Raw genomic sequence first — 22,379 nt, 5'->3', positions numbered from 1 at the left:
TCCGGCGTCAGGCGACGCCCGCCAGCTCGTCGTTGGCCCGCTCGGTGACGAGCGTGAGGACGCGGGCGGCGACGTCGGCCTCGGCGGGCGGGATGTCCCCGTACAGCCGGGCGGTGATACCCCCGACGGCCTCGGCGACACGGGCCTGCGTGCTCTGGCCGGCATCGGTGAGCGACACCCGCGGCTCGGTGGTGTCGTCGAGCCGCGCCAGGCCGGCGTCGACGAGGCCGGCGATCACCTCGTGCACGGCCGACTCGTCGACCCTTCGGGCGCTCGCGAGGCGCCGCACGAGCGAGGTCCGGTCGACGGGGCCGGCGGTGAGGGCGTTGAGGGCGATGACCTGGGCGAAGTCGATGCCCAGGGGCGCGACGGCGCGGTCGAGCAGGGCCCGGGTGGCGAAGTGGGCCTGACCGATGACCTGACCGTTGAGAGTGGACACGTTGCCTCCTTCGAAAACGTTGGCTGAACCAACGTTGGTAGAACCAACGTAACATGGTTTGTGGGTCACGCCAACGATTACTGTTAGGCTCCCGCCATGGACGCCACCGCCCCGCAGTCACCCGCCGGGCTGCGTACCACCGCGAGCTGGCTGCTCAACCAGGTCGCCGCCCACGCCGGCCGACTCGCCAGCGCGGGCTTCGCCGCACACGACCTACGCGGCTACCACTTCCGGCTCCTCGCCTCGCTGGCCGAGGACGGCCCCGCGAGCCAGGCCGACCTGGGCCGCCGCTGCGGCATCGACCGCAGCGACGTCGTGGCCGCCATCAACGACCTGGCCGGCCGGGAACTCGTCGTACGCGCCCCCGACCCGGCCGACCGCCGCCGCAACGTCATCAGCCTCACCGACGCCGGCACCGACGAAGCCCACCGGATGGCCGACACCGTCGCCCGCGTCCAGGACGACCTGCTCGCGCCCCTGTCGAGCGCCGAACGCGCGCAGCTGACCCGCCTGCTCACCCGACTGCTCGAGCACCACAACGGCCACTGACCGCCGCTCGGGCCCGCCCCACCGCAAGGCAGCGCTCAGCTCGCCTCGCGCAACTCCGCCAACCGGGCCTCGATCTCGGCCAACTCCGCGCGCAGCTTCTCCGCCTGCTGCTCCGCCTCGGCCCGCTCGGCGCCCAGGATCTGCTCCACCGCCTCCTGCACACCCGGCACGTCCACCAGCGCCACCATCTTCAACGCCTCGGCCGGCTTCACCACGTACGGCTTCGCCAGGGCCTTGCTGCCCTGCTGCGCGGCGACCGTCCACTCGCCGTCCGCGTACGCCAGGGTCACCGTGAGGCCCGCGGGCCCCTTGGGCTTCGCGGCCTTGACCGCCCGCCGCGCCGGCGGCTTCTCGACCTGCTCCACCTTCGGCTCCTCCTGTCGCTGCGCGGGCACCCGCGGCGTGTCCAACACGAACTCCGGCGCCGCCACCGCGGGCGCCTCCGGTTCCGGCTCCGGTTTCGGCTCCGCCACCCGCCGGCCCGCGCCCTTGGGCGCGACCGCCAGATCGGCGGGGGAGAACGGCAACTCGTCACGACCGAACCGCACCACGACGAACTCGTCGGACACGTCCGGATCGGTCAACTCGACCACCTGGCCGACCTGACCGGCGATCTGCCCCGCCGACGCGGTGAACACCACCCTCGGCTTACGGCCGGCCGCCAACGCCTCCCGGATGCTTTGCACCTCGTCAGTGGACAAACCCTGGCCGGCATCCATCACAACCCTCTTCCGTACACCTGTTTGATTGCTGTCTTGATACCAGTCGACTGCGACACCCGCCGCACGGGGCTTAGGGCGTGTGTGAAGCCCCTGGCCGGCCGTTGGCTGGACTCCGCCTCGGCTCGACCGAGGACTTTCAGACACGCCCTAGCCGCCGAGGGCCCGCAACGCCCGATCGGCGTGGTCGTTCATGCTGACCTCGCTGTGGATCACCTCGATGACCCGCCGGTCCGTTCCGATCACGAACGTCATCCGCTTCGTGCTCAACGCCCCCAGCGGCACCCGCCGCCGGACCCCGAACGCCCGCGCGACCGTCCCGTCCACATCCGACAGCAGCGGATAGTCGAAGCCGTGCATCGTCGAGAACTCCGCCTGCTTCGCCACCTCGTCGCGGCTGATACCCACCCGCGACGCGCCCAGCGCCGTGAACTCCGCCGCCAGGTCCCGGAAGTGGCAACTCTCCGCCGTGCACCCCCGCGTCATCGCACCGGGATAGAAGAACAGCACCACCGGCCCCGACGCCAGGAACTCCGACAGCCGACGCGGCGTGCCCGTCTCATCCGGCAACTCGAAGTCGTCCACGACATCGCCGACACCCACACCCGCCACCGCGCACCTCCGTAGTCCGAACGACCGCGCGGGAAGCGTAAGCGATCACACCCGCAGCGCCTCGTGCGCCACCAGCACCACGGCCCGCAGCATGTGACCCTCCTTACGACGACTCGTCCGCGCCGGTCACGGTAGCGTCGGCCCAACCCGCCCGACAGACCCGGAGGCGCCATGGCACCCGTCACCGTCATCACCGGCGGAGGCCGCGGCATCGGCGCGGCCACCGCCCGCCGCCTCGCCACGGCCGGCCACCACATCGCCCTGTGCTACCGCCGCGACGACGCCGCCGCCGCGACCGTCCTGGCCGACCTGCACGCCACCGGCGTCCAGGCCATCGCCGTACGCGCCGACACCACCGACCCCGACCAGGTCACCGCCCTGTTCGACGCCGCCGCGCAGCTCGGCCCCCTCACCGGCCTGGTCAACAACGCCGGCGTCACCAGCCTCATCGGCCCGTTCACCGACCTGCGCGTGGACGACCTGCGCCGCGTCGTCGACGTCAACCTCATCGGGTACGTCCTCTGCGCCCAGCAGGCCGCCCGCCGCCTCACCGACGGCGGCGCCATCGTCAACGTCTCCTCCGCCGCCGCGACCCTCGGCAGCCCGGGGGAGTACGTGCACTACGCCGCCGTCAAGGCCGCCACCGACACCCTCACCGTCGGCCTGGCCAAGGAACTCGCCCCGCGCGGCATCCGCGTCAACGGCGTCGCCCCCGGCCTCGTCCGCACCGACATCCACACCGACTCCGGCGTACCCGACCGCGCCGACACCGCCGCCGGTCGCATCCCGATGGGCCGCGCCGGCGAACCCGACGAGATCGCCGCCGCCATCGCCTGGCTCCTCAGCCCGGACGCCTCCTACACCGCCGGCGCCGTGCTACGGGTCTCCGGCGCCCTGTGAGCCGGGGCGCGCGACACGCGCCCCGGCTCACCGCCCTCAGTGGGTGAACAGCTTCGCCGCCGTGATCACCGTCTGCACGACCCCGTAGCCGAGCAGCACCGCCACCACCAGCCAGGAAATCCACAACCGGGCCTGCTGCCCGCTCCGACCGTCGTCGCTCATCGCGTACCACTCCTTGCCGCCGCCGTGACCTCGTCCACGTCCTGCTCCACCGGCTCGTGATAGCGCTGCGGCACCGGTCGCACCAGCAGGTTCGCCACGAAGCCCACCGCGAGGACACCCACCATCGTCAGCAGCGCCGGCCGGTACGCCGCCGCCGTCAACGTCCCCGGCTTGCCCTGCGCGTCGAGGAACCCGTTAACGATCAACGGCCCCGCGACACCCGCCGCCGACCAGGCCGTCAACAACCGGCCGTGGATCGCCCCCACCTGGTACGTGCCGAACAGGTCCCGCAGGTACGCCGGCACGGTCGCGAAGCCGCCACCGTAGAACGACAGGATCACGCACGCGAACAGCACGAACAACGCCGTCGCCGTGTGCCCGAACAGCGCCAGCAGCGCGTACATCGCCATGCCCACGCCGAGATACACCAGGTAGATCGGCTTACGGCCGATGACGTCCGACGTCGACGACCACACGAACCGGCCCGCCATGTTGAACAACGACAGCAGACCCACGAACCCACCGGCCGCCGCCACCGACACCGCCGACGTCCCGTTCTCCCGGAAGAAGTCCTGGATCATCGGGCTGGCCTGCTCCAGGATGCCGATGCCGGCCGTCACGTTGCAGAACAACACCACCCACAACAACCAGAACGACCGCGTCTTCACCGCGTTCGCCGCCGACACGTTCGCCGTGGTGACCAGCGGCTTCGCCGCCACCGACGCGGGATCGAAGCCCGCCGGACGCCAGTCCTCGGCCGGCACCCGCACGTTCGCCACCCCGAACATCATGATCACGAAGTAGCCCAGGCCCAACGTCACGAACAACCACACCAGCGCGCTGCCCGACGCCGTCGAACCCGCGTTCGACGGGTCGTAACCCGGGTCGTAGAACGACAGCAACTGCCGCGACAGGGGAGAGGCCACCATCGCCCCACCACCGAACCCCATGATCGCCAAACCGGTCGCCAGACCCGGCCGATCCGGGAACCACTTGATCAGCGTGGACACGGGGGAGATGTACCCGATACCCAGACCGATGCCGCCGAGCAGGCCGTACCCCAGGTACAGCAGCCACAACTGCTTCGTGGCGATGCCCAGCGACCCCACCAGGAAACCCGCCGCCCAGAAGCAGGCCGACACGAACATCGCCTTACGCGGCCCGTTCGCCTCCACCCACGTCCCGGCCACCGCCGCGGACAACCCCAGCATCACGATCGCGATACTGAAGATCACCCCGATCGCGGTCTGACCCGTGTCGAAATGGGCGATCAACGAATTCTTGTAGACGCTCGTGGCGTAGACCTGGCCGATACAGAGGTGGATGGCCAACGCCGCCGGGGGAATGAGCCACCGGCTGTAGCCGGGCGGCGCGACGGTATGCCGACGATCGAGTGCGGACAGCATGCGCTGCTTCCTCTCCGAGGCGGACGAAACGTGGTCACAACGTGCCCACCCCGTACCCAAGGAGCAAACCTCACCATCGCCGGACGGTCCCTCCCGTGAGCTGAGCGGTCACTCAGCCCACGCCGCACCTACCCCAGCTCCGGCGCATGCCAGCCACCCGCCAACGCATCCGCGTCCGCCGGACCCCAACTACCCCTGTCGTACGAGCGCACCGGCGCCGCCAGATCCAGGATCGGCGCCACGATCCGCCACTCCTGCCGAATCGTCTCCGCCCGCGCGAACCGCAGATGCTGCCCGTCCATCGCGTCGTCGAGCAACCGCTCGTACGCCTCCTGACGCCGACCCAACGCCGCACCGAAGTCCACCGACAGATCCACCGGCCGACTCGCCACCGCCGCGCCCGGACTCTTCGCCTGGATCGACATCGTGATGCCATCCCCACGACCCAACCGGAACCGCAACAGGTTCGCCGGCGCCTCCGCCCCACCCTCGGCGGGGATCAACGACCGCTGCGGCCGCTTGAACTCGACCACCACCTCCGTCGCCGTCCCCGGCAACGACTTGCCCGTCCGCAGATAGAACGGCACACCCGCCCACCGGGGCGAATCCACCGTCAACCGCGTCGCCACGAACGTCTCCGTGTTCGAATCCGGCGCGACACCCGGCTCATCCCGGTAACCCGCGTACTGCCCCCGCACCGTCGACTCCGGCGACAACGGCACGACCTGCCGCAACACCGCCGCCTCCGCCTCCCGGAACGAATCCACGTCGTCACCAGCCGGCGCGTCCATCGCGATCAACGCCACGACCTGCAAAATGTGGTTCTGCAACACGTCCCGCGTCGCACCCACCGTGTCATAGAAACCGGCCCGACCCTGCGTACCGAAACCCTCAGCGAGGGTCACCTGCACGTTGTCGACGTGCTCACGGTTCCACAACGGCTCAAACAGCCGGTTGGCGAACCGGAACGCGTACAACCCCTCCACCGCCTCCTTGCCGAGGTAGTGGTCGATCCGGAACACCCGACTCGCGTCGAAAGCCGCACCCAACGTCCGATCCAACTCCTCGGACGACGCCAGGTCACGCCCGAACGGCTTCTCCACGATCACCCGACCACGGTCGGCCAACCCGACCGCCGCCAAGCCCCGCACCACCGAACCGAACACCATGGGCGGAATCGCCAGATAGAAGATCGGCCGCCGCGCCGCACCCAGACGCTCCGCCAGCCGCTCGTACGTCGCCGGATCCGCATAGTCCCCGGAGATCATCGACAGGTTGGCCGCCAACGCGTCGAACGTCTCGTCATCCACCTCGTCAGAAGCCTCCGCCACCGACTTACGGGCGGTCGCCACCAACTGCTGATCATCCCAGGGGGAGCGGGCCACCCCGATCACCGGAACGTCGAGACGCCCCCGCCGCGTCAACTCGTACAACGCCGGAAACAGCTTCTTCGAGACAAGATCACCTGTCACACCGAACAGCACAACCGCGTCTGAACGCACGCGCATGACACTTCCATCCGATCATGTGGACCTGATCTTCCGAACGGACAACGGCGCGCCCCACCGGAGGAATTCCCCGCGAACGGCCCACGTGAGGTCGGCGACAACGCCACAACGGAAGATGACCCCACAGCGCTCCGCACACCCCCAGGAAGGACCAGAATGACCCTGGCCGCCGACCGCTCACAGGAAACCGGCCCCGACGTGGTGTGCCTGCCAATGTTCGGCACGACCCGCGCCGCCACCGCCGCCGCCTTGCACCCCGCCCTCGCCGGCACCGGCCTCCGGGAGACATACCTGGACCTGCCCGGCCACGGCGACACCCCACCCACCTGCCCGCCCACCTCCCAGGCCCTGCTCACCACCATCTGCGCCTGGCTCGACCACCACATCGACGGACCGGCCCTGCTGGCCGGCGCCTCCTACGGCGCCTACCTCGCCGCCGGCATCGCCCGCCAACGCCCCGACCTCGTCCGCGGCCTACTCCTGATCTGCCCCGGCATCACCATCGCACCGGCCAGCCGCACCCTGCCCGAGCACCGCCCGCCGCCAGGACCCACCGGCTGGCTCGACGACGCGCCCACCGACCTGCGCCCACACCTCGACACCGCGCTCGGCCACCGCACCCCGAGCGTCGTCGCCACCGTCCTGCGCGCCCTGAACACGGGCGGCCCCGGCGACCACACCTTCCAACAGGAACTGCGCACAGGCCCCGGGTACGCGCTCCCCGACGAGACCGCCGACACCCCCTTCGACGGGCCCGTCAGCGTGCTCACCGGCCGCCAGGACGGCATCGTCGGCTTCGCCGACCAGTTCCACGCCATGCGCCGCTACCCCCGAGGCACCTACAGCACCGTCGACCAGGCCGGGCACTACCTGCCCTTCGAACAACCAGCCCTGCTCCGCGCCCACACCCGGGCCTGGCTCCGCCGAACCCCACAACCTGAGGCCGGTACGCGACAATGACCGCCATGGCTGACCTGGACGACACCAAGGCCGCGATGCACTACTACCTTCGCAGGAACCGCGACGACCTCATCTGGAAACTCGACGGCATCAGCGAACGCCAGGCCAGAACGCCCCGCACCACCACCGGCAACAACATGCTCGGCGTCGTCAAACACTGCCTCAACGTCGAGGCCGCCTACTTCGGACCCACCTTCGGCCGCGAGTTCCCCACCCCGCAGGAGCTGGTCCCGCTCACCGCGTTCGACGACGACCCGCAGGCAGACTGGTACGCGGACGAGAACGAGACCAAGGACGGCCTCATCGACCTGTACCGCCGCGTCGGCGCCTTCGCGGACGAGACGATCGACCAACTACCGCTCGACGCGCCGGGGCAGGTGCCCTGGTGGCAACCCGGCCGCCAGGACGTGACACTGGCCCGGACCATCATGCACGTCACCAGCGACATCGCCCGGCACGCCGGTCACCTGGACATCATCCGCGAGCAGCACGACGGGGCGATCGGCTGGCAGCGCGACAGCACCGGCATTGCCGACGGATACGACTGGCCGGCGTACGTCGACAAGCTGCGCAAGCTAGCCGACCAGTTCGACTGACCGAGCTGGGGGAGAAGGCCGCGGAAACGACACTGCCCTGCCGGTGCTACCGGGCACCGGCAGGGCAGTCACACCGCCTGAAATCAGTTGTCGGTGCCCTTCAGCCCCTGCAACATCTCGGCGAAGTCAGTGGTCTCCGCCGGCGGAGGCGTCTCGATGGTGACCGCCTTGCCGTAGTCGGTGTAGTCGACCACGATGTCGCCCATCGCGCCCATGACCGTGGCCGCACGACGCGGCCGGTACTGCTCGTCGACCCAGAGGTCGACCTTGACCTCCTTGACGCCCGCGGCGGTGAACTGCTTCTCGACAGCGGCCCGCAGCTTGGCGTCGACCTGAGCCAGCTGCGTCGCCACCGGGGTGGTGACGGTGTAGTGGACCGTGCGCGCCCCGTTCACCGTCTCCTCACCGACGACCGTCACGCCCTCGGACGCGAGCAGGGTCTTGACCTGCTTGGTCGGGTCGATGTCCTCGAACTGCTTGCTGAAGTCCATCCCGGCCTGCTGGCCGATGCTGCCCATGTCCATCTTCAGCCACCGCTTACCGCCCATGCTCGAACGGTCCTTCGCCGGCACCTCGACGTAGAACGCGGTCCCGATCAGCCGGACGGTGGTCGGACCGTCGCTCGGGTCCGCCATCGTCATCTCGGCCTTGACCGGGTCACCCAGGTCCAGGACACCCTGCATGGAGATCTTCTGGCCGCCGGTCGTTCCCGTCATCGTCAGCGTCACCGAGTCGCTCTTGTCGGTGACGTCGATCGTCTTCTGCAACGAGCCCTTGAGGTCGCTGGCCAGCAGCTCAAGGACGCTGGTCTGCTTCGGCGCGTCGGACGAGCCCGACGAGCCGGTCGCCACGCCGCAGGCGGAGGCGGTGAGCGCCGTAAGCGCCGAGACCGCGACGACGGCGGTCTTCTTCCACAGTGACACGTGATTGCTTCTTTCCGACAAGGCTGCGGGGAATCTCCCCAGTAGATCGACGACACGCTAGCCCACCGCGTCGATCTGCGGGTGCCGTGCCACATTCGATAATGAACATTATGTAAAGTTGGCCGATCTGGTGGCCCCCCGCCACACCGAGGGCGGGTCAGTCGCGCGTCAGGCCGGGTGGACGCGCGTCCTCGTTCGACCTGACGAGGCGTGCGTTGACCGGCGGGAGCAGGCCAGCTCCGTCGGACCGCCGAGGTCCCGGTACACGGTGGGCGTGCCCGCCCGACCACAGGTGTGACAGCTTGCGGGCGACGTCATGCCGCACACGATCCGTGGCTCCTCGATCAGCCTATGGCCGTTCGGGCCGGCCCCGACCGGGCTGCCGGCCGCCGTGGTGGGCTGTCCAGGCTGCGCTACGCCTGCCCCACCTACGGGGCAGCTCGACAGTCCTTCGCCGAGGTCGGTGCGGTCGCCCGGATGGCCTCCATCCCCTACTCCCCCCGCTTCCCGGGAACACGAAAATGCTGCATAATATCCCTTATGCATGACAAAAAGGACGAATCGCTCGGAGCCTTGATCGAGGAGTTCCTGACCGCCCGGGCCACCCGTAAGCCCTCCCCCCACACCCTGGCGGCCTACCGACGCGACCTGTTCGCGGTGGCCAACCTGGTCTCCGCCGGTAATGCCACTCCCCTCCCCCTCGACGAAGTGTCGATCACCGACCTCTCCCCCCGGGTGTTACGGGCGGCGTTCGCCCGGTTCGCCGCTCCCCGCGCCCCCGCCTCGGTGCACCGCGCCTGGTCCACCTGGAACAGCTTCTTCACCTTCCTGGTGACCGACGGTGTGGTGGCGGGCAACCCGATGCCGGCGGTCGATCGGCCCCGGGCCGTCCTGCCCGAGCCGAAGCCGCTGCGGGGCGCGGACACTCCCGAGGTGCTGCTGGCGTCGGTGGCGCGTGACGACGGCCGGCAGCGGGACCCGTGGCCGGAGCGGGACGTGGCGGTGTTGGCGGTGGCGCTGTGCGCCGGGTTGCGTCTGTCCGAGCTGCTGTCGTTGCGGGTCGGTTCGTTGGCGGGTCGACCGGGTGAGCGGCGGATCGAGGTGGCCGGCAAGGGTGGGCGTCCCCGGGTGGTGCCGATCGAGACGGACCTGGACCGGGTGCTGGCGGACTATCTGGCCAGTCGGGCGCGGCGGTTCGGGTCGCGGTCGGTTCGCCCCGACTCGGCGTTGCTGGTGGACCGGCGGGGTGAGCCGCTGCGCCGCGGTGGCCTGCAGTATCTGGTCGAGTCGTGTTACCGGCGGGCGGGTATCGGTGACCGGGTACCCAAGGGGGCGCGGTTGCACGCGCTGCGGCACACGTTCGCGACCCGGTTGGCGGAGGACGGGGCGGGCGCGGCGGAGATCATGCGGTTGTTGGGGCACGCGTCGTTGGCGTCGTCGCAGACGTACATCGAGGTGACGGCGGGTCAGCAGCGGGAGGCGATCCGGGCTAGTCGTACCCACCGGGTGTTGGCTGCTCTGGTGTCGGCGGAGGGTGACGCGGCGCGCTGATGCTGGCCTCAGCCGAGGTCGACGAGCAGGGGTCGGTGGTCGGAGATGGTGGACGTCGGCGTGGTGACGGCCCGTACGGGCGGGAGCGCGTCGAGGGCGTGTCGGTCGGCGAGGATGTGGTCGAGTTGGACGCGGGGTTGTCCGGAGGGGTAGGTGGGGCGTCGGCCGAGTGGCTGCCAGCGGGACACGAGGCGGGCCGGGCCGGCGGGGAGGTTGAGGTCGCCGAGCAGGACGCGGGGGCCGGGTAGGGCGCGCAGGGCGCGCACGGTCTGGCGGAGTTGGCGGGCGTTCCAGCCGGGTACGAAGGACAGGTGGGTCGCGGCGACGGTGAGGGGGCCGTGGGGGGTGTCCAGGATGGCGGCGAGGACGACGCGGGGCTCGTCGTCGAGGAGGATGAGGCCGCCGCCGGGTCCGGGGGCGTAGATGGGTGAGCGTACGGGCGCGGGTTTGAGTCGGGTGATGTGCCAGCTGCGCACGGGGTGGCGGCTGATGAGGCCGATGCCGTAGCAGGGTTCGCCGTGGCCGTCGTCGTGGTGGCGCAGGGGTCGGAACCGTTCGCCGGGGGTGCCGACGACGGCGGCCGCGAAGCGGTGGTGTGGCGCGTCGAGGGCCTGGGCGGCGATGGCGGTGAGGTCGAGGTTGCCGCTGCGGTGTTGGTCGCGGTCGACTTCCTGCAGGGCGAGGACGTCGGCGTCGAGGGCGTGTACGGCGGCGGCGAGTCGGTCGGGGTCGACGAGGCCGTCGGTGAGGGATCGTCCGTGCAGCAGGTTGAAGGTGGCCAGGCGCACTCCTGCACCTTACGTGTCCGTGGCAGGGTTGCCGCGTGGTGAAGCTGTTGCTGTGTTCGATGCTGGTGTTCGTGGCGGTCGGGGCGTGGGGGGTGTGGTTGCGGCGTAGGCGGGGCCGGTGAGCGGTGAGTCGCGCCACTTGCGGGGCTGGTGGGGTGGGTCGGGTGGGGAGAATTGCCGACCGTGGACGCCGTATCGCTGAGTACGTTGCTGGCCGCCGCGGCGATGGCCGGGTGGGTGGATGCCGTGGTCGGTGGTGGCGGGTTGTTGCTGCTGCCGGCGTTGTTGGTGGCGGCTCCGGGGGTGCCGGTGGCGACCGCGTTGGGCACGAACAAGTTGGCGGCGATCTTCGGTACGGCGACGGCGGCGGCGACGTACGCGCGGCGCACGAAGGTGGACTGGCGGGTGGCGGGGCCGGCGGCGGGTGTGGCGGTGCTCAGCGCGGGGGTGGGCGCGGCGTTGGCCGGGGCGGTGCCGGCGGCGGCGTACCGGCCGGTGGTGTTGGTGGTTCTGGTGGCGGTGGCCGTGTTCGTGTTGCTGCGTCCCCGGTTGGGGGTGGTGGCCGTGCCGGCGCGGCGCACGAGGGTGCGGGTGGCGACGGCGATCGGTGTGGCCGGGGTGGGCATCGCCCTGTACGACGGGTTGATCGGGCCGGGGACGGGCACGTTTCTGGTGCTGGCGTTCACGACGTTGGTGGGTGCGGATTTCGTGCACGGGTCGGCGATGGCGAAGGTCGTCAACGCGGGTACGAATCTGGGTGCGTTGGTGGTGTTCGCGGTGACCGGGCATGTGTGGTGGTGGTTGGGCGCGGCGATGGCGGTGTGCAACATCGCGGGCGCGGTGGTGGGTGCGCGGATGGCGTTGCGTCGCGGGTCGGGGTTCGTGCGGGTGGTGTTGCTGGTGGTGGTGCTGGCGTTGGTGGCGAAGCTGGGTTACGACCAGTGGGCGGCCCGGTAGGGGCGCGGGTTCAGGCGCGGCGGCTGGGTGAGTCGAAGCGGCCGGCGCGGATCTCGCGCAGGGCCCGGCGGCGGATGTCGCCGCGCAGGGTGTCGACGTAGAGGGTGCCGCGCAGGTGGTCGGCCTCGTGTTGCAGGGCGCGGGCGAGGAATCCGCTGCCGGTGATGGTCAACGGTTCGCCGTGCTGGTCGACGCCGTGGGCGGTGGCGTGCAGGGCGCGCGCGGTCGGGAAGTACAGCCCGGGGATGGACAGGCAGCCTTCCTCGTCGTCCTGGAGTTCGTCGGACAGTTCGAGGGTGGGGTTGATGAGGTGGCCTCGGTGGCCGTCGGCGTCGTAGACGAAGACCTGGGCGCTGACGCCGATCTGGGGTGCGGCGACGCCGGCGCGGCCGGGTGCGCCGAGCAGGGTGTCCATCAGGTCGGTGACCAGGGCGCGCAGTTCGGCGTCGAAGGTGGTGACCGGCTCGGCTTCGGTGCGCAGGACGGGGTCGCCGATGATCCGGATGGGCCGCATGGTCATGGGGGTCAGCGTATCGCCGGTGGTGGTGGTGTCAGCGTCCGGCCAGGGTGGCGCGTACGGGTGCGGTCTTGGCGGCGGCTTCGGCGACCTCGGCGGTGGGGTCGCTGTCCCAGGTGATGCCGCCGCCGGCCCAGGTGTGCAGGGTGTGGCCGGTGGCGGCGGCGGTGCGGATGGTCAGGCCGAGGTCGATGCGGCCGGGGGCGATCCAGCCGAGGGCGCCCATGCTGGCGCCCCGGCCGACGGGTTCGGCGGCGGCGATGTGGGTGAGGGCGGCGAGTTTCGGCGCGCCGGTGACGGAGCCGCCGGGGCAGGTGGCGCGGAGCAGGTCGGCGAGGCCGAGGCCGTCGGCGGCCTGGGCGCGGACGGTGGATTCGGCCTGCCACAGGTCGCACCAGCGGCGCACGGTGAACAGTTCGTCGACGGTGACGGTGCCGGTGCGGGCGATGCGGGCGAGGTCGTTGCGTTCGAGGTCGACGATCATGATGTGTTCGGCGCGTTCTTTGGCGCTGGTGAGCAGTTCGGCGTGGCCGGTGGCGGTGGCGGGGCGGGTGCCCTTGATGGGTCGGGTGATGATCTGGCCGTGGTGGACCTCGACGAGGGTTTCCGGGGAGGCGCAGCCGATGGCCCAGCCGTCGCCGGTGAGGACGCCGCCGTAGCGGGCGCCGGGGAGCGCGCCAAGGCGGCGCAGGGCGGGTAGCGGGTCGCCGCTGTAGGGGGCGGCGGCGTGTCCGACGAGGTTGGTCTGGTAGATGTCGCCGCGGCCGATGGCGGCGCGGACGGCGTCGACGGCGGCGGCGTGTTGCGCGGGTGTCCAGCTCTCGGTCCATGGGCCGAGCCACCAGGGCGTGTCGTCGGGGGCGGCGGGTGCTCGGGTGGGTCCGTGGTGGTAGATGACGACGGCGAGGTCGGGCAGGGTGGGCGCGGGTTCGGGCGCGGTGGCGGGTACGCCGGCCAGGTGCGTTCCGGCGGCGGCGGACAGGTAGAGCGCGGCGCCGCAGACGACCGGGCCGTGTGCGGCGGGTCGGTTCAGGTCGCGCAGGTCCAGGCCGTGTGCGGCCAGGAACTCCTCGGCGAGTGCGGCGGGGTCGCCGCCGTCGGCGCGATGCCAGTGGAGTCGGGCGCGTTCGACGAGGCTGTCGCGGCATCCGGGTGGTGCCGCGGGCGCATCGACCAGCACCTGTGGGAGCGTTTCCACGCCGTATGGTCCGATCTTCCTCATCCGTTCAGTGGATTTCCGGTACGGCAAGGCGACACCTGCTCGATGCTGGACACCTTCGCTTGGTACTGTGCGTCACTGGTCATGTGAACCATGACACAGTGCCCCCACAGTCCGGAGAACCCGATGTGCCAGCACCAACCGACCTGCCCCTTAGCTGAAGCCACCGATCGGGAAGCCGCCCGCGTCCTCGCCTGCTTCCCTGAGCAGGGCTGGAGCCTGCTCTGCAACGGCGTGATCGTCTTCGAGGACACCGGTGAGCTGCTTCCCGACGGCAGCAGCATCGCACCCCACCGCGGCCCCGCCCGCCACGCCCTCGTGGCCTGAACGACCACCCAGCGTCACCACGCCGAGTCGCTGTCCATCGCACAGCGGCTGCCGGGGCGGCCCGATACCGCCCGCCCCGGCACGCCCGTCGTCAGTCCTCGAACGCCTCCGGCGACGGGCACGAGCAGACCAGGTTCCGGTCGCCGTACGCGCCGTCGATGCGCCGTACCGGCGGCCAGTACTTCCCGGCCCGGTCCGCCCCGGCCGGGTACGCGCCCACCGACCGCGGGTACGGGTGCGGCCACTCGTCGCCGCTGACCATCGGCGCGGTGTGCGGGGCGTTCGCCAGGGGGTTGTCCCCCGCCGGCCACTGCCCCGAGCCGACCTGCTCGATCTCGGCGCGGATCGCGATCATCGCGTCGCAGAACCGGTCCAGCTCGGTGAGGTCCTCACTCTCGGTCGGCTCCACCATCAGCGTCCCGGCCACCGGGAACGACATCGTCGGCGCGTGGAAGCCGTAGTCGATGAGGCGCTTCGCCACGTCGTCGACGCTCACGCCGGTCGCCTTCGTCAGCGGCCGCAGGTCGAGGATGCACTCGTGGGCGACCAGGCCCTTGTTGCCGGCGTACAGCACCGGGTAGTGCTCGCGCAGCCGCGCGGCCACGTAGTTCGCGGCGAGGACCGCCACGCCGGTGGCCCGGGTCAGCCCCTCGGCGCCCATCATCCGCAGGTACGCCCACGGGATCGGCAGGATGCCCGCGGACCCGTACTTGGCCGCCGAGATCGCCGGGGTGGCGTCGACGTGGGCGCCCAGGGGGTCGCCGGGCAGGAACGGCGCGAGGTGCGCGCGGACCGCCACCGGGCCGACGCCGGGGCCGCCGCCGCCGTGCGGGATGCAGAACGTCTTGTGCAGGTTGAGGTGCGACACGTCCGCGCCGAACCGGCCGGGCTTGGCGTACCCGACGAGGGCGTTGAGGTTCGCCCCGTCGACGTACACCTGCCCGCCGGCGTCGTGGACCTTCGCGCACAGCGACGCGATGCCCGTCTCGTACACGCCGTGCGTCGACGGGTACGTCACCATGATCGCGGCGAGCGCGTCCCGGTGCTTGTCGATCTTCGCGTCGAGGTCGACGAGGTCGACGTTGCCGTCGTCGTCGCAGGCCACCACGACCACCCGCATGCCGGCCATCACGGCGCTGGCGGCGTTCGTGCCGTGCGCCGACGACGGGATGAGGCACACGTCGCGGTGCGACTCGCCGCGTGACGCGTGGTATGAGCGGATGGCCAGCAGACCGGCCAGCTCACCCTGCGACCCGGCGTTGGGTTGCACGCTCACCGCGTCGTAGCCGGTCACCTCGGCCAGCCACGACTCCAACTGGCCGATCATCTCCCGGTAGCCGACGGTCTGCGCGTCCGGCGCGAACGGGTGGATGTTGGCGAACTCCGCCCAGCTCACCGGCTCCATCTCGGTGGTCGCGTTCAGCTTCATCGTGCACGAGCCCAGCGGGATCATGCCCCGGTCCAGGGCGTAGTCGAAGTCCGACAGCCGCCGCAGGTAGCGCAGCATCGCCGTCTCCGAGTGGTGGCTGCGGAACACCGGGTGGGTCAGGAAGTCGGTCGTGCGGGCCAGGTCGCCCGGCAGGGCCGCGTCGACGTCGCCGTCGAACGCGGGAACGCCGAACGCCGCCCACACCTGCCGCAGGTGCGCGTCGGTGGTCGTCTCGTCGCAGGACATCCCGACCCGGTCGGCGTCGACCAGGCGCAGGTTCACGCCCCGCTCGGCGGCGGCCGCGACGACCCGCGCCGCGCCGCCGGGCACCGTCGCGGTGACGGTGTCGAAGAACGCGACGTCCGCGACGTCCACGCCGCCGGCGCGCAGCCCGGCCGTGAGCCGCGCCGCCATGGCGTGGGTACGCGCCGCGATGTCCCGCAGCCCGTGCGGGCCGTGGTAGACGGCGTACATGCCGGCCATCACCGCGAGGAGCACCTGCGCGGTGCAGATGTTGCTGGTGGCCTTCTCCCGCCGGATGTGCTGCTCGCGGGTCTGCAACGCCAGCCGGTACGCCGGGTTGCCGGCCGCGTCGCGGGACACCCCGACCAGGCGTCCCGGCAGCATCCGCTCCAGGCCCGCGCGCACCGCCAGGTAGCCGGCGTGCGGCCCACCGAAGCCCATGGGTACGCCGAAGCGCTGGGTGGTGCCGGCGGCGATGTCCGCGCCGATCTCCCCCGGTGCCCGCAGCAGCGTCAACGCCAACAGGTCCGCCGCGACCGTCACGAGGGCGCCGGCGGCGTGCGCCGCCTGCACCAGGGCGGCGTGGTCACGGACCGCGCCGGACGCGCCCGGGTACTGCAGGTGCAGGCCGAAGAACTCGGCCGGCAGCTCGTCACGCGCGACGTCGACGACCCGCACGTCGATGCCGAGCGGCACCGCCCGGCTGGTGATCACCGCGATGGTCTGCGGCAGGGCGTCGGCGTCGACGACGTACACCCCGCTCTTGCTCTTGGAGGCGCGGCGGGCGAGGGTCATGGCCTCGGCCGCGGCGGTGCCCTCGTCGAGCATGGAGGCGTTCGCGGTGGCCAGGCCGGTCAGGTCGGTGACCATCGTCTGGAAGTTCAGCAGCGCCTCGAGCCGGCCCTGGCTGATCTCCGGCTGGTACGGCGTGTACGCCGTGTACCAGGCCGGGTCTTCGAGCACGTTGCGGCGGATCACCGCCGGGGTGTGCGTGCCGTGGTAGCCCAGGCCGATCATGGACACGGCGACGGTGTTGCGGGCCGCCAGGGCCCGCAGCTCGGCGATGGCCTCGGCCTCGGTGGCGGCGTCCGGCAGGTCGAGGGTGCCGTGCCAGCGGATGACCTCGGGGATCGCGGCGTCCATCAGCTCGTCGATGGAGTCGTGCCCGACGACCTCCAACATGCGGCGCTCGTCGTCGGGGCCGGGGCCGATGTGACGGGTGGCGAACTGCTCTACGGACATCAGGGGCGCTCCCGGGCGAGGTCGACGGGTCGGCCTCCCCCTCTGTCACACCCCACCGGAGCGCTCCACAGTGCCTGCCCACGAGGTCCTTTTGCCTGAGAGGTTCCGGGGAGGATTTGCCCCTTCGGCGCCGCCCCTGCTGTCGAGGCGGTCTCTCCCACGTGGGTGGTACCGGCATGGTCAACGCTACCAGCGCCGGTGTTTCCAGCAGATGTCCTACCCCGCGGCGGCTGTCACACCGGCACCGCCGACGCGCCGGTGACCCGCTCGGCGAGCACCGGCAGCACCTCCCCCAGCGGCGCGTCGACGCGCACCGTGGCGTACCCGTCACCCCGGGTCGGACCCTGGTTGACGATCGCTACCGGAATGCCCTGCTTCGCGGCCCGGATCACGAACCGCCGGCCCGACATGACCGTCAACGACGACCCCAGCACCACCACCGCCCGGGCCTGTTCCACCAGCGCGAAACACCGCGCCACCCGCTGCGGCGGCACCGTCTCGCCGAAGAACACCACGTCCGGTTTCAGCATCCCCGTCCCGCAGATCCCGCAGTCCACCGGCCGGAACCCCGCCACCTGCTCGTCCGGGAGATCAACATCACCGTCCGGGTTGACTGCGGCGACCCGGGCCACGAAGTCCGGGTTCGCCTCGCGCAGCCGCCGGTCCACCTCCTCGCGCGAGGTCAGGTTGCCGCAGTCCAGGCACGTCACCTCGTCCAGGCGCCCGTGCAGCTCCACCACCCGCCCGCTGCCCGCCGCGCCGTGCAACCCGTCCACGTTCTGCGTGATCACCGCGTCGACCAGGCCGGCGTCCTGTAACCGCGCCACCGCCCGATGCCCCGCGTTCGGCGTCGCCCGCGCGATCAACCGCCACCCCAGGTGGCTGCGCGCCCAGTACCGCCGCCGCGCCACCGCGTCCCGGGTGAACGCCTGGAACGTCATCGGGGTGTGCCGGCGGGCCACCCCGCTGGGCCCCCGATAGTCCGGGATACCCGACTCGGTGGACAGGCCCGCCCCGCTGAGCACGACCACCTGACCGCCGGCCACCAGCGCGGCCAGTTCCTGCACACTCGTCGTCACCCCTTCATGCTGCCTCAGCGCACCCCCCGATGCCGAGCACCCGCCTACGCCGCGACGACGTCGGCGACGACACAGGCGATGTTGTCGGGCGCGCCCGCGGCCCGCGCGGCGGCCATCAGCTCCCGCACCGTGCGCTCCGGGTCGGCTCCCGCGCCCACCGTCGAGGCCAGGGCGGCCCGGTCGACGACCGCCCACAGCCCGTCGGAGCACAGCAGGTACCGGTCACCGGGCACCGCCACCCGCAACGCCAGATCGGCCTCCACCTGCCGACCGCCGCCGAGCGCGCGCACCAGCAACGCCCGCTGGGGGTGCGCGCCCGCCTCGGCAGGGTCGAGCCTGCCCTGATCCACCTGCGCCTGCACCCACGTGTGGTCCCGGGTCAACACCGACAGCTCGCCGTCGCGCAGCAGGTACGCCCGGGTGTCCCCGACGTGCGCCAACGCCAGGTGGGTGCCGCTGTGCAGCAGCGCGGTCAGCGTCGTCGCCGGCTGGTGCTCGTCGGTCGCCAGCCCCCGCACGGCCCGGTCGGCGTCGGTGACCGCGCCGGCCAGCGCCGTCACCACCTCCACCGCCGACACGTTGGTGAGGTCCAGCGACGCGAGCGCGTCGATGGCGGCGGCGCTGGCGGCAGCGCCGCCGGGCCCCCGCACACCGTCGGCGACGGCGAGCAACCGCTCGTTGGCGTACGCGGCGTCCTCGTTGCTGTCACGGGCGATCCCGGTCTCACAGCCGGTGGCGTAACGGACACTCATCGACGACATGGTGGTGCTCCCCTCGGACAGGTCCCGCACGAGGAGGGCGGCGAGCCGCGCGCGGGCAGCGGTGTCGACCGACACCCGCCGCCAGTACGCGGTGACCATCTCGGCCGCCGCCGCCGGCTCCAGAGCACACACGGTGCGGATCTGCGCCAGCGGCATGCCGATACGACGCAGCTGAGCCACCAGCCGGGCCAGCGGCACCTGCCGCGGGTCGTAGAGCCGGTACCCGGACTCCGCGTCCACCGCCGCGGGCACCAGCACCCCCACCCGGCCGTACAGGCGCAACGCCTTCGGCGTCAGACCCGCCGCCCGGGCGAACGCCCCGATCGTCAGCAACCCCACGTCGGGTTCCTCCTCGCACCGGTCACCGTGACCGGCGCACCCCACACTGGGGGTTGCCCACAGGTCAAGGTCAAGCCCGGCGGGTGCCGGTAGGTTGGGCCCATGCGTGTCGTCATCGCCGGAGGCCACGGCAAGATCGCCCTGCTCGTGCAGCAGCACCTCACCGGGCGCGGTGACGCCGCCGTCGGCCTGATCCGCAACCCCGACCACGTCGACGACCTGCGCGCCGTAGGCGCCACCCCGGTCCTCTGCGACCTGGAACACGCCGACGTCGACGAGGTCGCCGCGCACCTGCACGACGCCGACGCGGTCATCTTCGCCGCCGGCGCCGGCCCCGGCAGCGGCGCCGCCCGCAAGGACACCGTCGACCGGGCCGCCGCCGCGCTGCTCGCCGACGCCGCCACCCGCGCCGGAGTCCACCGCTACCTGCTGGTCTCCTCGATGGGCGTGGACCGGCCGCCCGCCGCCGGCACCGACGACGTGTGGGCCGCCTACCTGCGCGCCAAACGCGCCGCCGAGGACGACCTGCGCGCCCGCGACCTGGCCTGGACGATCCTGCGCCCCGGCCGGCTCACCGACGACGAACCCGCCGGGCACGTCACCCTCACCCCACACGCCGGCCGGGGCGCGATCAGCCGCGCCGACGTCGCCCTCGTCCTCGCCGCGCTCCTGGACGAACCCCGCACCGCCGGGGCGACCCTGGAACTCGTCGACGGACCCACCCCGATCGCCGACGCGATCCACGCCGCCACCACCTGAACCTCAACCCGGGGGTGGGGCCTCACACGTAAGGCCCCACCCGCCAGGTGTTCAGCGCTGGTGGTGACGCGGCAACGCCGTCTGCCCGGCCGCGCCACCCACGAAAGGCGCCCCCGGCGTCTCCTTCGCGATCCGGTCCATCGTGCGCACCAACTGCTCACTGCCGTCGTCCAGGTGCCGCGCCGCCGCCTGCATGTGCGACACCATCATCTCGCCGAAGATCCGCAACGCCTCCCGGGTCGCCACCGAGTCGTCGAAGCTCGACCCGGCCGAACTGCGGTACTCCGCCACCGCACGCTCGGCCTCCTGCTTCGCCTCCTCCGCCGCCGCCCGCATGTAACTCTCGTACTGCACCCGGGCGTACTCCGCGACCCGCCGCGCGTAGTCGTGCGCCTGCGCGATGATCTGCTCCGCCTCCCGCTGCGCCGCCGACAGCAGGTTCACCTCCTTGGCCGCCGGCACCTTCGCCGCCGCCCCCGCGCTCGGGATCACCCCGTGGCGGTGCAACTCCACCCGATCGGTCAGCCGCTCGTTCTCCGCCCGCAGATGCGCGATCTGCGTCGCCAACAGATCCAACTCGTCGGCGACCTGCACCCGGAACCGGTCCACGTCCGCGTGGTCATAGCCCCGGCGCGCGAACGGCGCCGTACCGAACTCCCACCGCCGAACCCGGTCGGAGGTCATCCGCACCTGCACACCGCCGGACACCTGAATCCCGTCGTACCGGCTGATCGGGCTCGCGCTCATTGGTCACCCCCTGAACTCGACTGCTGGACCGCCGTACGCCACGCCGGGCCGTACCACTGCTTGCCCAGACCCTCGTGATGCACCTGACCCTCGTGGTAACCCGCCCGCGCCAACGTCTGCGCCGCATGCGACACCATCTCGTCGGACCCGCACACGTACACGTGCCGCGAACGCCAGTCACCATCGGCCAACGCCCGGTCCACCGCCTGCACGAACTCACCCGGCCGGTTCACGTCCGCGCCCACCACGTACGTCACCGTCAACCACGGGAACGACGACGCCATCTTGTCGATCGCGTCGCTGTCGTAGAACTCGCTGCGCGACCGCGCACCCACATACAGGTCCACCCGCCGACGGGAGCCCTCCGCGGCGATCTGCTCCACCAACGCCTTCATCGGCGCCCAACCCGTGCCCGAGGTCAACAACAGCAGGTCACTGGAACCCGCCGACCACAACGCCAACCGCTCCCCCACCGGCGCGGCCAGATTGACACGGTCACCCACCGCCGAGCCGTACACCAGCCGCGACGACACCGCGCCACCCGGAGCGGCCCGCACATGCAACTCCAACGTGCCGTCCGCGCGCGGCGCGTTCGCCGGCGAGTAGTACCGCCACGACCGCACCGACGGATGCGACACCCCGATCGACTGACCCGGAGTGAACGGCAACAGGTACTGCGGACGCACCGTCAACACCGCGACGTCGAACGCCCGCCGCTCGTGGGCCACGATCTCCGCCACCCACCACGGCGGGTTCACCGCCTCGGCCGCCTGCGCCGCCTCCGTCATCACCTGCGCGACCAACCCGTACGCGCCCGCCCAGTCCTGAGCCAGCTCGTCGGTCCACTGCTCGGCCAGGAAATGCTGCAACGTCGCCAGCAACGCCTCACCGACCGCCGGGTAGTGCTCCGCGCGCACCGCGAACTTCCGGTGGTCCGCGCCGAGGTCCTGCAGGAAACCCACCAGCCGATCGACCTGGTCCACATGCGACACGATGTGCCCCAACGCGGTGACGAGGCGATCCCGCTGCCCCGCCATGTTCGTCGGGAACATCTGCCGCGTCTCGGGATGGGCCAGGAACAACGTCGAATAGAAGTAGAGCGGCACCTCGTCGCCGTGCGCGGCGACGAGGGACCAACTCTGCTTGAGTCGGGCCGCGTCCACGCTCAGACGCCCGGACGCTCTCCGGTGGACACCACCTGGTCCTGCACCTGCCCCAGCACCACGCGCACGTGGTCCAGGACGTCGGCCGGCACACCCAACTCCGTCAGCGTCGTGATCAGGTGCACGCCCACCTTCGCGTAGTGCTCCGCCGGGATGCCCAGCGGCTGGTGCGTCTCGGCCAAACCGCGACCCGCGTACTCGTTCGGGCCGCCCAACACCACCGCCAACATCAACGCCAGGTGTCGACGCTGCGTCGCCATGTCCACAGTGGCGAAATAGCCCGCCAGCTCGGGATCGGCGAGGACCTTGTCGTAGAACAGTTCGACGGCCGCCTTCACCGAACTCGCGCCGCCGATGCGGTCATAGTGCGAGGCGGCAGCGGTCTCTTCCGTAACCGTCACGGTCGTTCCTTCCGGGGGTGAAAGGTCGCGCGCGGTGACGCGCAGGGGCTACGGCCACCGACGCGACACCCGCGTGCCACGGG

General features: G+C 71.5%; 24 protein-coding genes and 1 riboswitch. Of the genes, 8 read left to right on the top strand and 16 right to left on the bottom strand.

Features of this window, described 5'->3' with window-relative positions:
• Positions 1-7: 7 nt before the first annotated feature.
• Positions 8-439 (bottom strand): hypothetical protein, encoded by a 432-nt coding sequence (locus AB0J36_RS08920; protein WP_357394963.1) that lies wholly within the window; start codon positions 437-439, stop codon positions 8-10.
• A gap of 96 nt (positions 440-535) precedes the next feature.
• Between AB0J36_RS08920 and AB0J36_RS08915 the strand changes: the two genes are divergently transcribed.
• Entirely contained in the window at positions 536-988 is a 453-nt protein-coding gene (locus AB0J36_RS08915) for a MarR family transcriptional regulator (RefSeq protein ID WP_357170132.1), read from the top strand.
• Between the two features lie 35 nt (positions 989-1,023).
• On the opposite strand, the gene AB0J36_RS08910 is transcribed toward AB0J36_RS08915, so the two are convergent.
• Both AB0J36_RS08910 and AB0J36_RS08905 read right to left on the bottom strand, forming a co-directional pair.
• Positions 1,024-1,707, bottom strand: a complete 684-nt coding sequence (locus tag AB0J36_RS08910; RefSeq protein ID WP_357170135.1) for a hypothetical protein — start codon at positions 1,705-1,707, stop codon at positions 1,024-1,026.
• 150 nt (positions 1,708-1,857) lie between these two features.
• Entirely contained in the window at positions 1,858-2,319 is a 462-nt protein-coding gene (locus AB0J36_RS08905; protein ID WP_357170138.1) for a peroxiredoxin, read from the bottom strand.
• A gap of 171 nt (positions 2,320-2,490) precedes the next feature.
• Here AB0J36_RS08905 and AB0J36_RS08900 point away from each other — a divergent pair, with 171 nt between their 5' ends.
• The gene (locus AB0J36_RS08900) at positions 2,491-3,219 is read left to right on the top strand and encodes an SDR family oxidoreductase (protein WP_357170141.1); all 729 of its coding nucleotides are present in this window, start codon (positions 2,491-2,493) and stop codon (positions 3,217-3,219) included.
• A gap of 36 nt (positions 3,220-3,255) precedes the next feature.
• Here AB0J36_RS08900 and AB0J36_RS08895 read toward each other — a convergent pair whose 3' ends face one another.
• The 3 genes from AB0J36_RS08895 to zwf form a co-directional block, all read right to left on the bottom strand.
• On the bottom strand, positions 3,256-3,381 hold the full coding sequence (locus AB0J36_RS08895) for a hypothetical protein (RefSeq protein ID WP_357118713.1): 126 nt from the start codon (positions 3,379-3,381) through the stop codon (positions 3,256-3,258).
• Positions 3,378-4,787 carry an OFA family MFS transporter gene (locus AB0J36_RS08890; RefSeq protein ID WP_357394957.1) on the bottom strand — a complete coding sequence of 470 codons (1,410 nt, stop codon included), beginning with the start codon at positions 4,785-4,787 and terminating at the stop codon, positions 3,378-3,380. Before AB0J36_RS08890 ends, AB0J36_RS08895 begins: the two co-directional genes overlap by 4 nt.
• A 128-nt stretch (positions 4,788-4,915) precedes the next feature.
• Positions 4,916-6,295, bottom strand: a complete 1,380-nt coding sequence (gene zwf, locus AB0J36_RS08885; protein ID WP_357394955.1) for a glucose-6-phosphate dehydrogenase — start codon at positions 6,293-6,295, stop codon at positions 4,916-4,918.
• 156 nt (positions 6,296-6,451) lie between these two features.
• Between zwf and AB0J36_RS08880 the strand changes: the two genes are divergently transcribed.
• Both AB0J36_RS08880 and AB0J36_RS08875 read left to right on the top strand, forming a co-directional pair.
• On the top strand, positions 6,452-7,255 hold the full coding sequence (locus tag AB0J36_RS08880) for an alpha/beta hydrolase (RefSeq protein ID WP_363660369.1): 804 nt from the start codon (positions 6,452-6,454) through the stop codon (positions 7,253-7,255).
• Positions 7,256-7,260: 5 nt separating this feature from the next.
• Positions 7,261-7,851, top strand: a complete 591-nt coding sequence (locus tag AB0J36_RS08875; RefSeq protein WP_357118725.1) for a DinB family protein — start codon at positions 7,261-7,263, stop codon at positions 7,849-7,851.
• Between the two features lie 83 nt (positions 7,852-7,934).
• Here AB0J36_RS08875 and AB0J36_RS08870 read toward each other — a convergent pair whose 3' ends face one another.
• Positions 7,935-8,774 (bottom strand): hypothetical protein, encoded by an 840-nt coding sequence (locus AB0J36_RS08870; protein ID WP_363660368.1) that lies wholly within the window; start codon positions 8,772-8,774, stop codon positions 7,935-7,937.
• 540 nt (positions 8,775-9,314) lie between these two features.
• On the opposite strand from AB0J36_RS08870, the gene AB0J36_RS08865 reads away from it, so the two are divergent.
• Entirely contained in the window at positions 9,315-10,325 is a 1,011-nt protein-coding gene (locus tag AB0J36_RS08865; protein WP_357170150.1) for a tyrosine-type recombinase/integrase, read from the top strand.
• Positions 10,326-10,333: 8 nt separating this feature from the next.
• Here AB0J36_RS08865 and AB0J36_RS08860 read toward each other — a convergent pair whose 3' ends face one another.
• Entirely contained in the window at positions 10,334-11,113 is a 780-nt protein-coding gene (locus AB0J36_RS08860; RefSeq protein WP_357394949.1) for an endonuclease/exonuclease/phosphatase family protein, read from the bottom strand.
• A 183-nt stretch (positions 11,114-11,296) separates the two neighbouring features.
• Between AB0J36_RS08860 and AB0J36_RS08855 the strand changes: the two genes are divergently transcribed.
• Positions 11,297-12,070: a TSUP family transporter gene (locus tag AB0J36_RS08855; RefSeq protein ID WP_357394946.1), complete on the top strand. Its 774-nt coding sequence runs from the start codon at positions 11,297-11,299 to the stop codon at positions 12,068-12,070.
• Between the two features lie 10 nt (positions 12,071-12,080).
• Here the strand turns inward: AB0J36_RS08855 and def are convergent, their stop codons facing one another.
• Together def and AB0J36_RS08845 are read right to left on the bottom strand one after the other, a co-directional pair.
• Entirely contained in the window at positions 12,081-12,590 is a 510-nt protein-coding gene (gene def, locus AB0J36_RS08850; RefSeq protein ID WP_357118740.1) for a peptide deformylase, read from the bottom strand.
• Between the two features lie 31 nt (positions 12,591-12,621).
• Entirely contained in the window at positions 12,622-13,836 is a 1,215-nt protein-coding gene (locus AB0J36_RS08845; RefSeq protein ID WP_357170163.1) for a chorismate-binding protein, read from the bottom strand.
• 96 nt (positions 13,837-13,932) lie between these two features.
• On the opposite strand from AB0J36_RS08845, the gene AB0J36_RS08840 reads away from it, so the two are divergent.
• Positions 13,933-14,133: a DUF5999 family protein gene (locus tag AB0J36_RS08840; protein ID WP_234586185.1), complete on the top strand. Its 201-nt coding sequence runs from the start codon at positions 13,933-13,935 to the stop codon at positions 14,131-14,133.
• 91 nt (positions 14,134-14,224) lie between these two features.
• Here the strand turns inward: AB0J36_RS08840 and gcvP are convergent, their stop codons facing one another.
• The 3 genes from gcvP to AB0J36_RS08825 all read right to left on the bottom strand — a co-directional run bounded on the left by gcvP (position 14,225) and on the right by AB0J36_RS08825 (position 19,226).
• Positions 14,225-17,047, bottom strand: a complete 2,823-nt coding sequence (gene gcvP, locus AB0J36_RS08835) for an aminomethyl-transferring glycine dehydrogenase (RefSeq protein ID WP_357394942.1) — start codon at positions 17,045-17,047, stop codon at positions 14,225-14,227.
• A 73-nt stretch (positions 17,048-17,120) separates the two neighbouring features.
• Positions 17,121-17,217, bottom strand: a riboswitch (glycine riboswitch).
• A 63-nt stretch (positions 17,218-17,280) separates the two neighbouring features.
• Positions 17,281-18,126, bottom strand: coding sequence for an NAD-dependent protein deacetylase (locus AB0J36_RS08830; protein ID WP_357170168.1), 846 nt, complete (start codon positions 18,124-18,126; stop codon positions 17,281-17,283).
• A gap of 44 nt (positions 18,127-18,170) precedes the next feature.
• A complete protein-coding gene (locus AB0J36_RS08825; RefSeq protein ID WP_357170171.1) occupies positions 18,171-19,226 on the bottom strand; it encodes a MerR family transcriptional regulator in 1,056 nt (351 codons plus the stop codon).
• A gap of 102 nt (positions 19,227-19,328) precedes the next feature.
• Here AB0J36_RS08825 and AB0J36_RS08820 point away from each other — a divergent pair, with 102 nt between their 5' ends.
• A complete protein-coding gene (locus AB0J36_RS08820) occupies positions 19,329-19,985 on the top strand; it encodes an NAD(P)H-binding protein (RefSeq protein WP_363660367.1) in 657 nt (218 codons plus the stop codon).
• 51 nt (positions 19,986-20,036) lie between these two features.
• Here AB0J36_RS08820 and AB0J36_RS08815 read toward each other — a convergent pair whose 3' ends face one another.
• Genes AB0J36_RS08815 through AB0J36_RS08805 form a run of 3 tightly spaced genes read right to left on the bottom strand, consistent with a single transcriptional unit; the run spans position 20,037 to position 22,296 of the window.
• On the bottom strand, positions 20,037-20,732 hold the full coding sequence (locus tag AB0J36_RS08815) for a DivIVA domain-containing protein (protein WP_357118759.1): 696 nt from the start codon (positions 20,730-20,732) through the stop codon (positions 20,037-20,039).
• On the bottom strand, positions 20,729-21,895 hold the full coding sequence (locus AB0J36_RS08810; protein WP_357118762.1) for a globin domain-containing protein: 1,167 nt from the start codon (positions 21,893-21,895) through the stop codon (positions 20,729-20,731). Before AB0J36_RS08810 ends, AB0J36_RS08815 begins: the two co-directional genes overlap by 4 nt.
• 2 nt (positions 21,896-21,897) lie before the next feature.
• A complete protein-coding gene (locus tag AB0J36_RS08805) occupies positions 21,898-22,296 on the bottom strand; it encodes a group 1 truncated hemoglobin (RefSeq protein ID WP_357118765.1) in 399 nt (132 codons plus the stop codon).
• Positions 22,297-22,379: the final 83 nt, after the last annotated feature.

The organism is Micromonospora sp. NPDC049662 (genome assembly GCF_040675055.1).
GTDB lineage: Bacteria > Actinomycetota > Actinomycetes > Mycobacteriales > Micromonosporaceae > Micromonospora.
This window is presented reverse-complemented; position numbering and strand designations above follow the sequence as displayed.

Coding starts and splice junctions, on each gene's coding strand:
- AB0J36_RS08915 (WP_357170132.1), top strand. CDS start 536: ATGGACGCCACCGCCCCGCAGTCACCCGCCGGGCTGCGTACCACCGCG.
- AB0J36_RS08910 (WP_357170135.1), bottom strand. CDS start 1,707: ATGGATGCCGGCCAGGGTTTGTCCACTGACGAGGTGCAAAGCATCCGG.
- AB0J36_RS08900 (WP_357170141.1), top strand. CDS start 2,491: ATGGCACCCGTCACCGTCATCACCGGCGGAGGCCGCGGCATCGGCGCG.
- AB0J36_RS08895 (WP_357118713.1), bottom strand. CDS start 3,381: ATGAGCGACGACGGTCGGAGCGGGCAGCAGGCCCGGTTGTGGATTTCC.
- AB0J36_RS08890 (WP_357394957.1), bottom strand. CDS start 4,787: ATGCTGTCCGCACTCGATCGTCGGCATACCGTCGCGCCGCCCGGCTAC.
- zwf (WP_357394955.1), bottom strand. CDS start 6,295: ATGCGCGTGCGTTCAGACGCGGTTGTGCTGTTCGGTGTGACAGGTGAT.
- AB0J36_RS08880 (WP_363660369.1), top strand. CDS start 6,452: ATGACCCTGGCCGCCGACCGCTCACAGGAAACCGGCCCCGACGTGGTG.
- AB0J36_RS08875 (WP_357118725.1), top strand. CDS start 7,261: ATGGCTGACCTGGACGACACCAAGGCCGCGATGCACTACTACCTTCGC.
- AB0J36_RS08865 (WP_357170150.1), top strand. CDS start 9,315: ATGCATGACAAAAAGGACGAATCGCTCGGAGCCTTGATCGAGGAGTTC.
- def (WP_357118740.1), bottom strand. CDS start 12,590: ATGACCATGCGGCCCATCCGGATCATCGGCGACCCCGTCCTGCGCACC.
- AB0J36_RS08840 (WP_234586185.1), top strand. CDS start 13,933: ATGTGCCAGCACCAACCGACCTGCCCCTTAGCTGAAGCCACCGATCGG.
- gcvP (WP_357394942.1), bottom strand. CDS start 17,047: ATGTCCGTAGAGCAGTTCGCCACCCGTCACATCGGCCCCGGCCCCGAC.
- AB0J36_RS08820 (WP_363660367.1), top strand. CDS start 19,329: ATGCGTGTCGTCATCGCCGGAGGCCACGGCAAGATCGCCCTGCTCGTG.
- AB0J36_RS08815 (WP_357118759.1), bottom strand. CDS start 20,732: ATGAGCGCGAGCCCGATCAGCCGGTACGACGGGATTCAGGTGTCCGGC.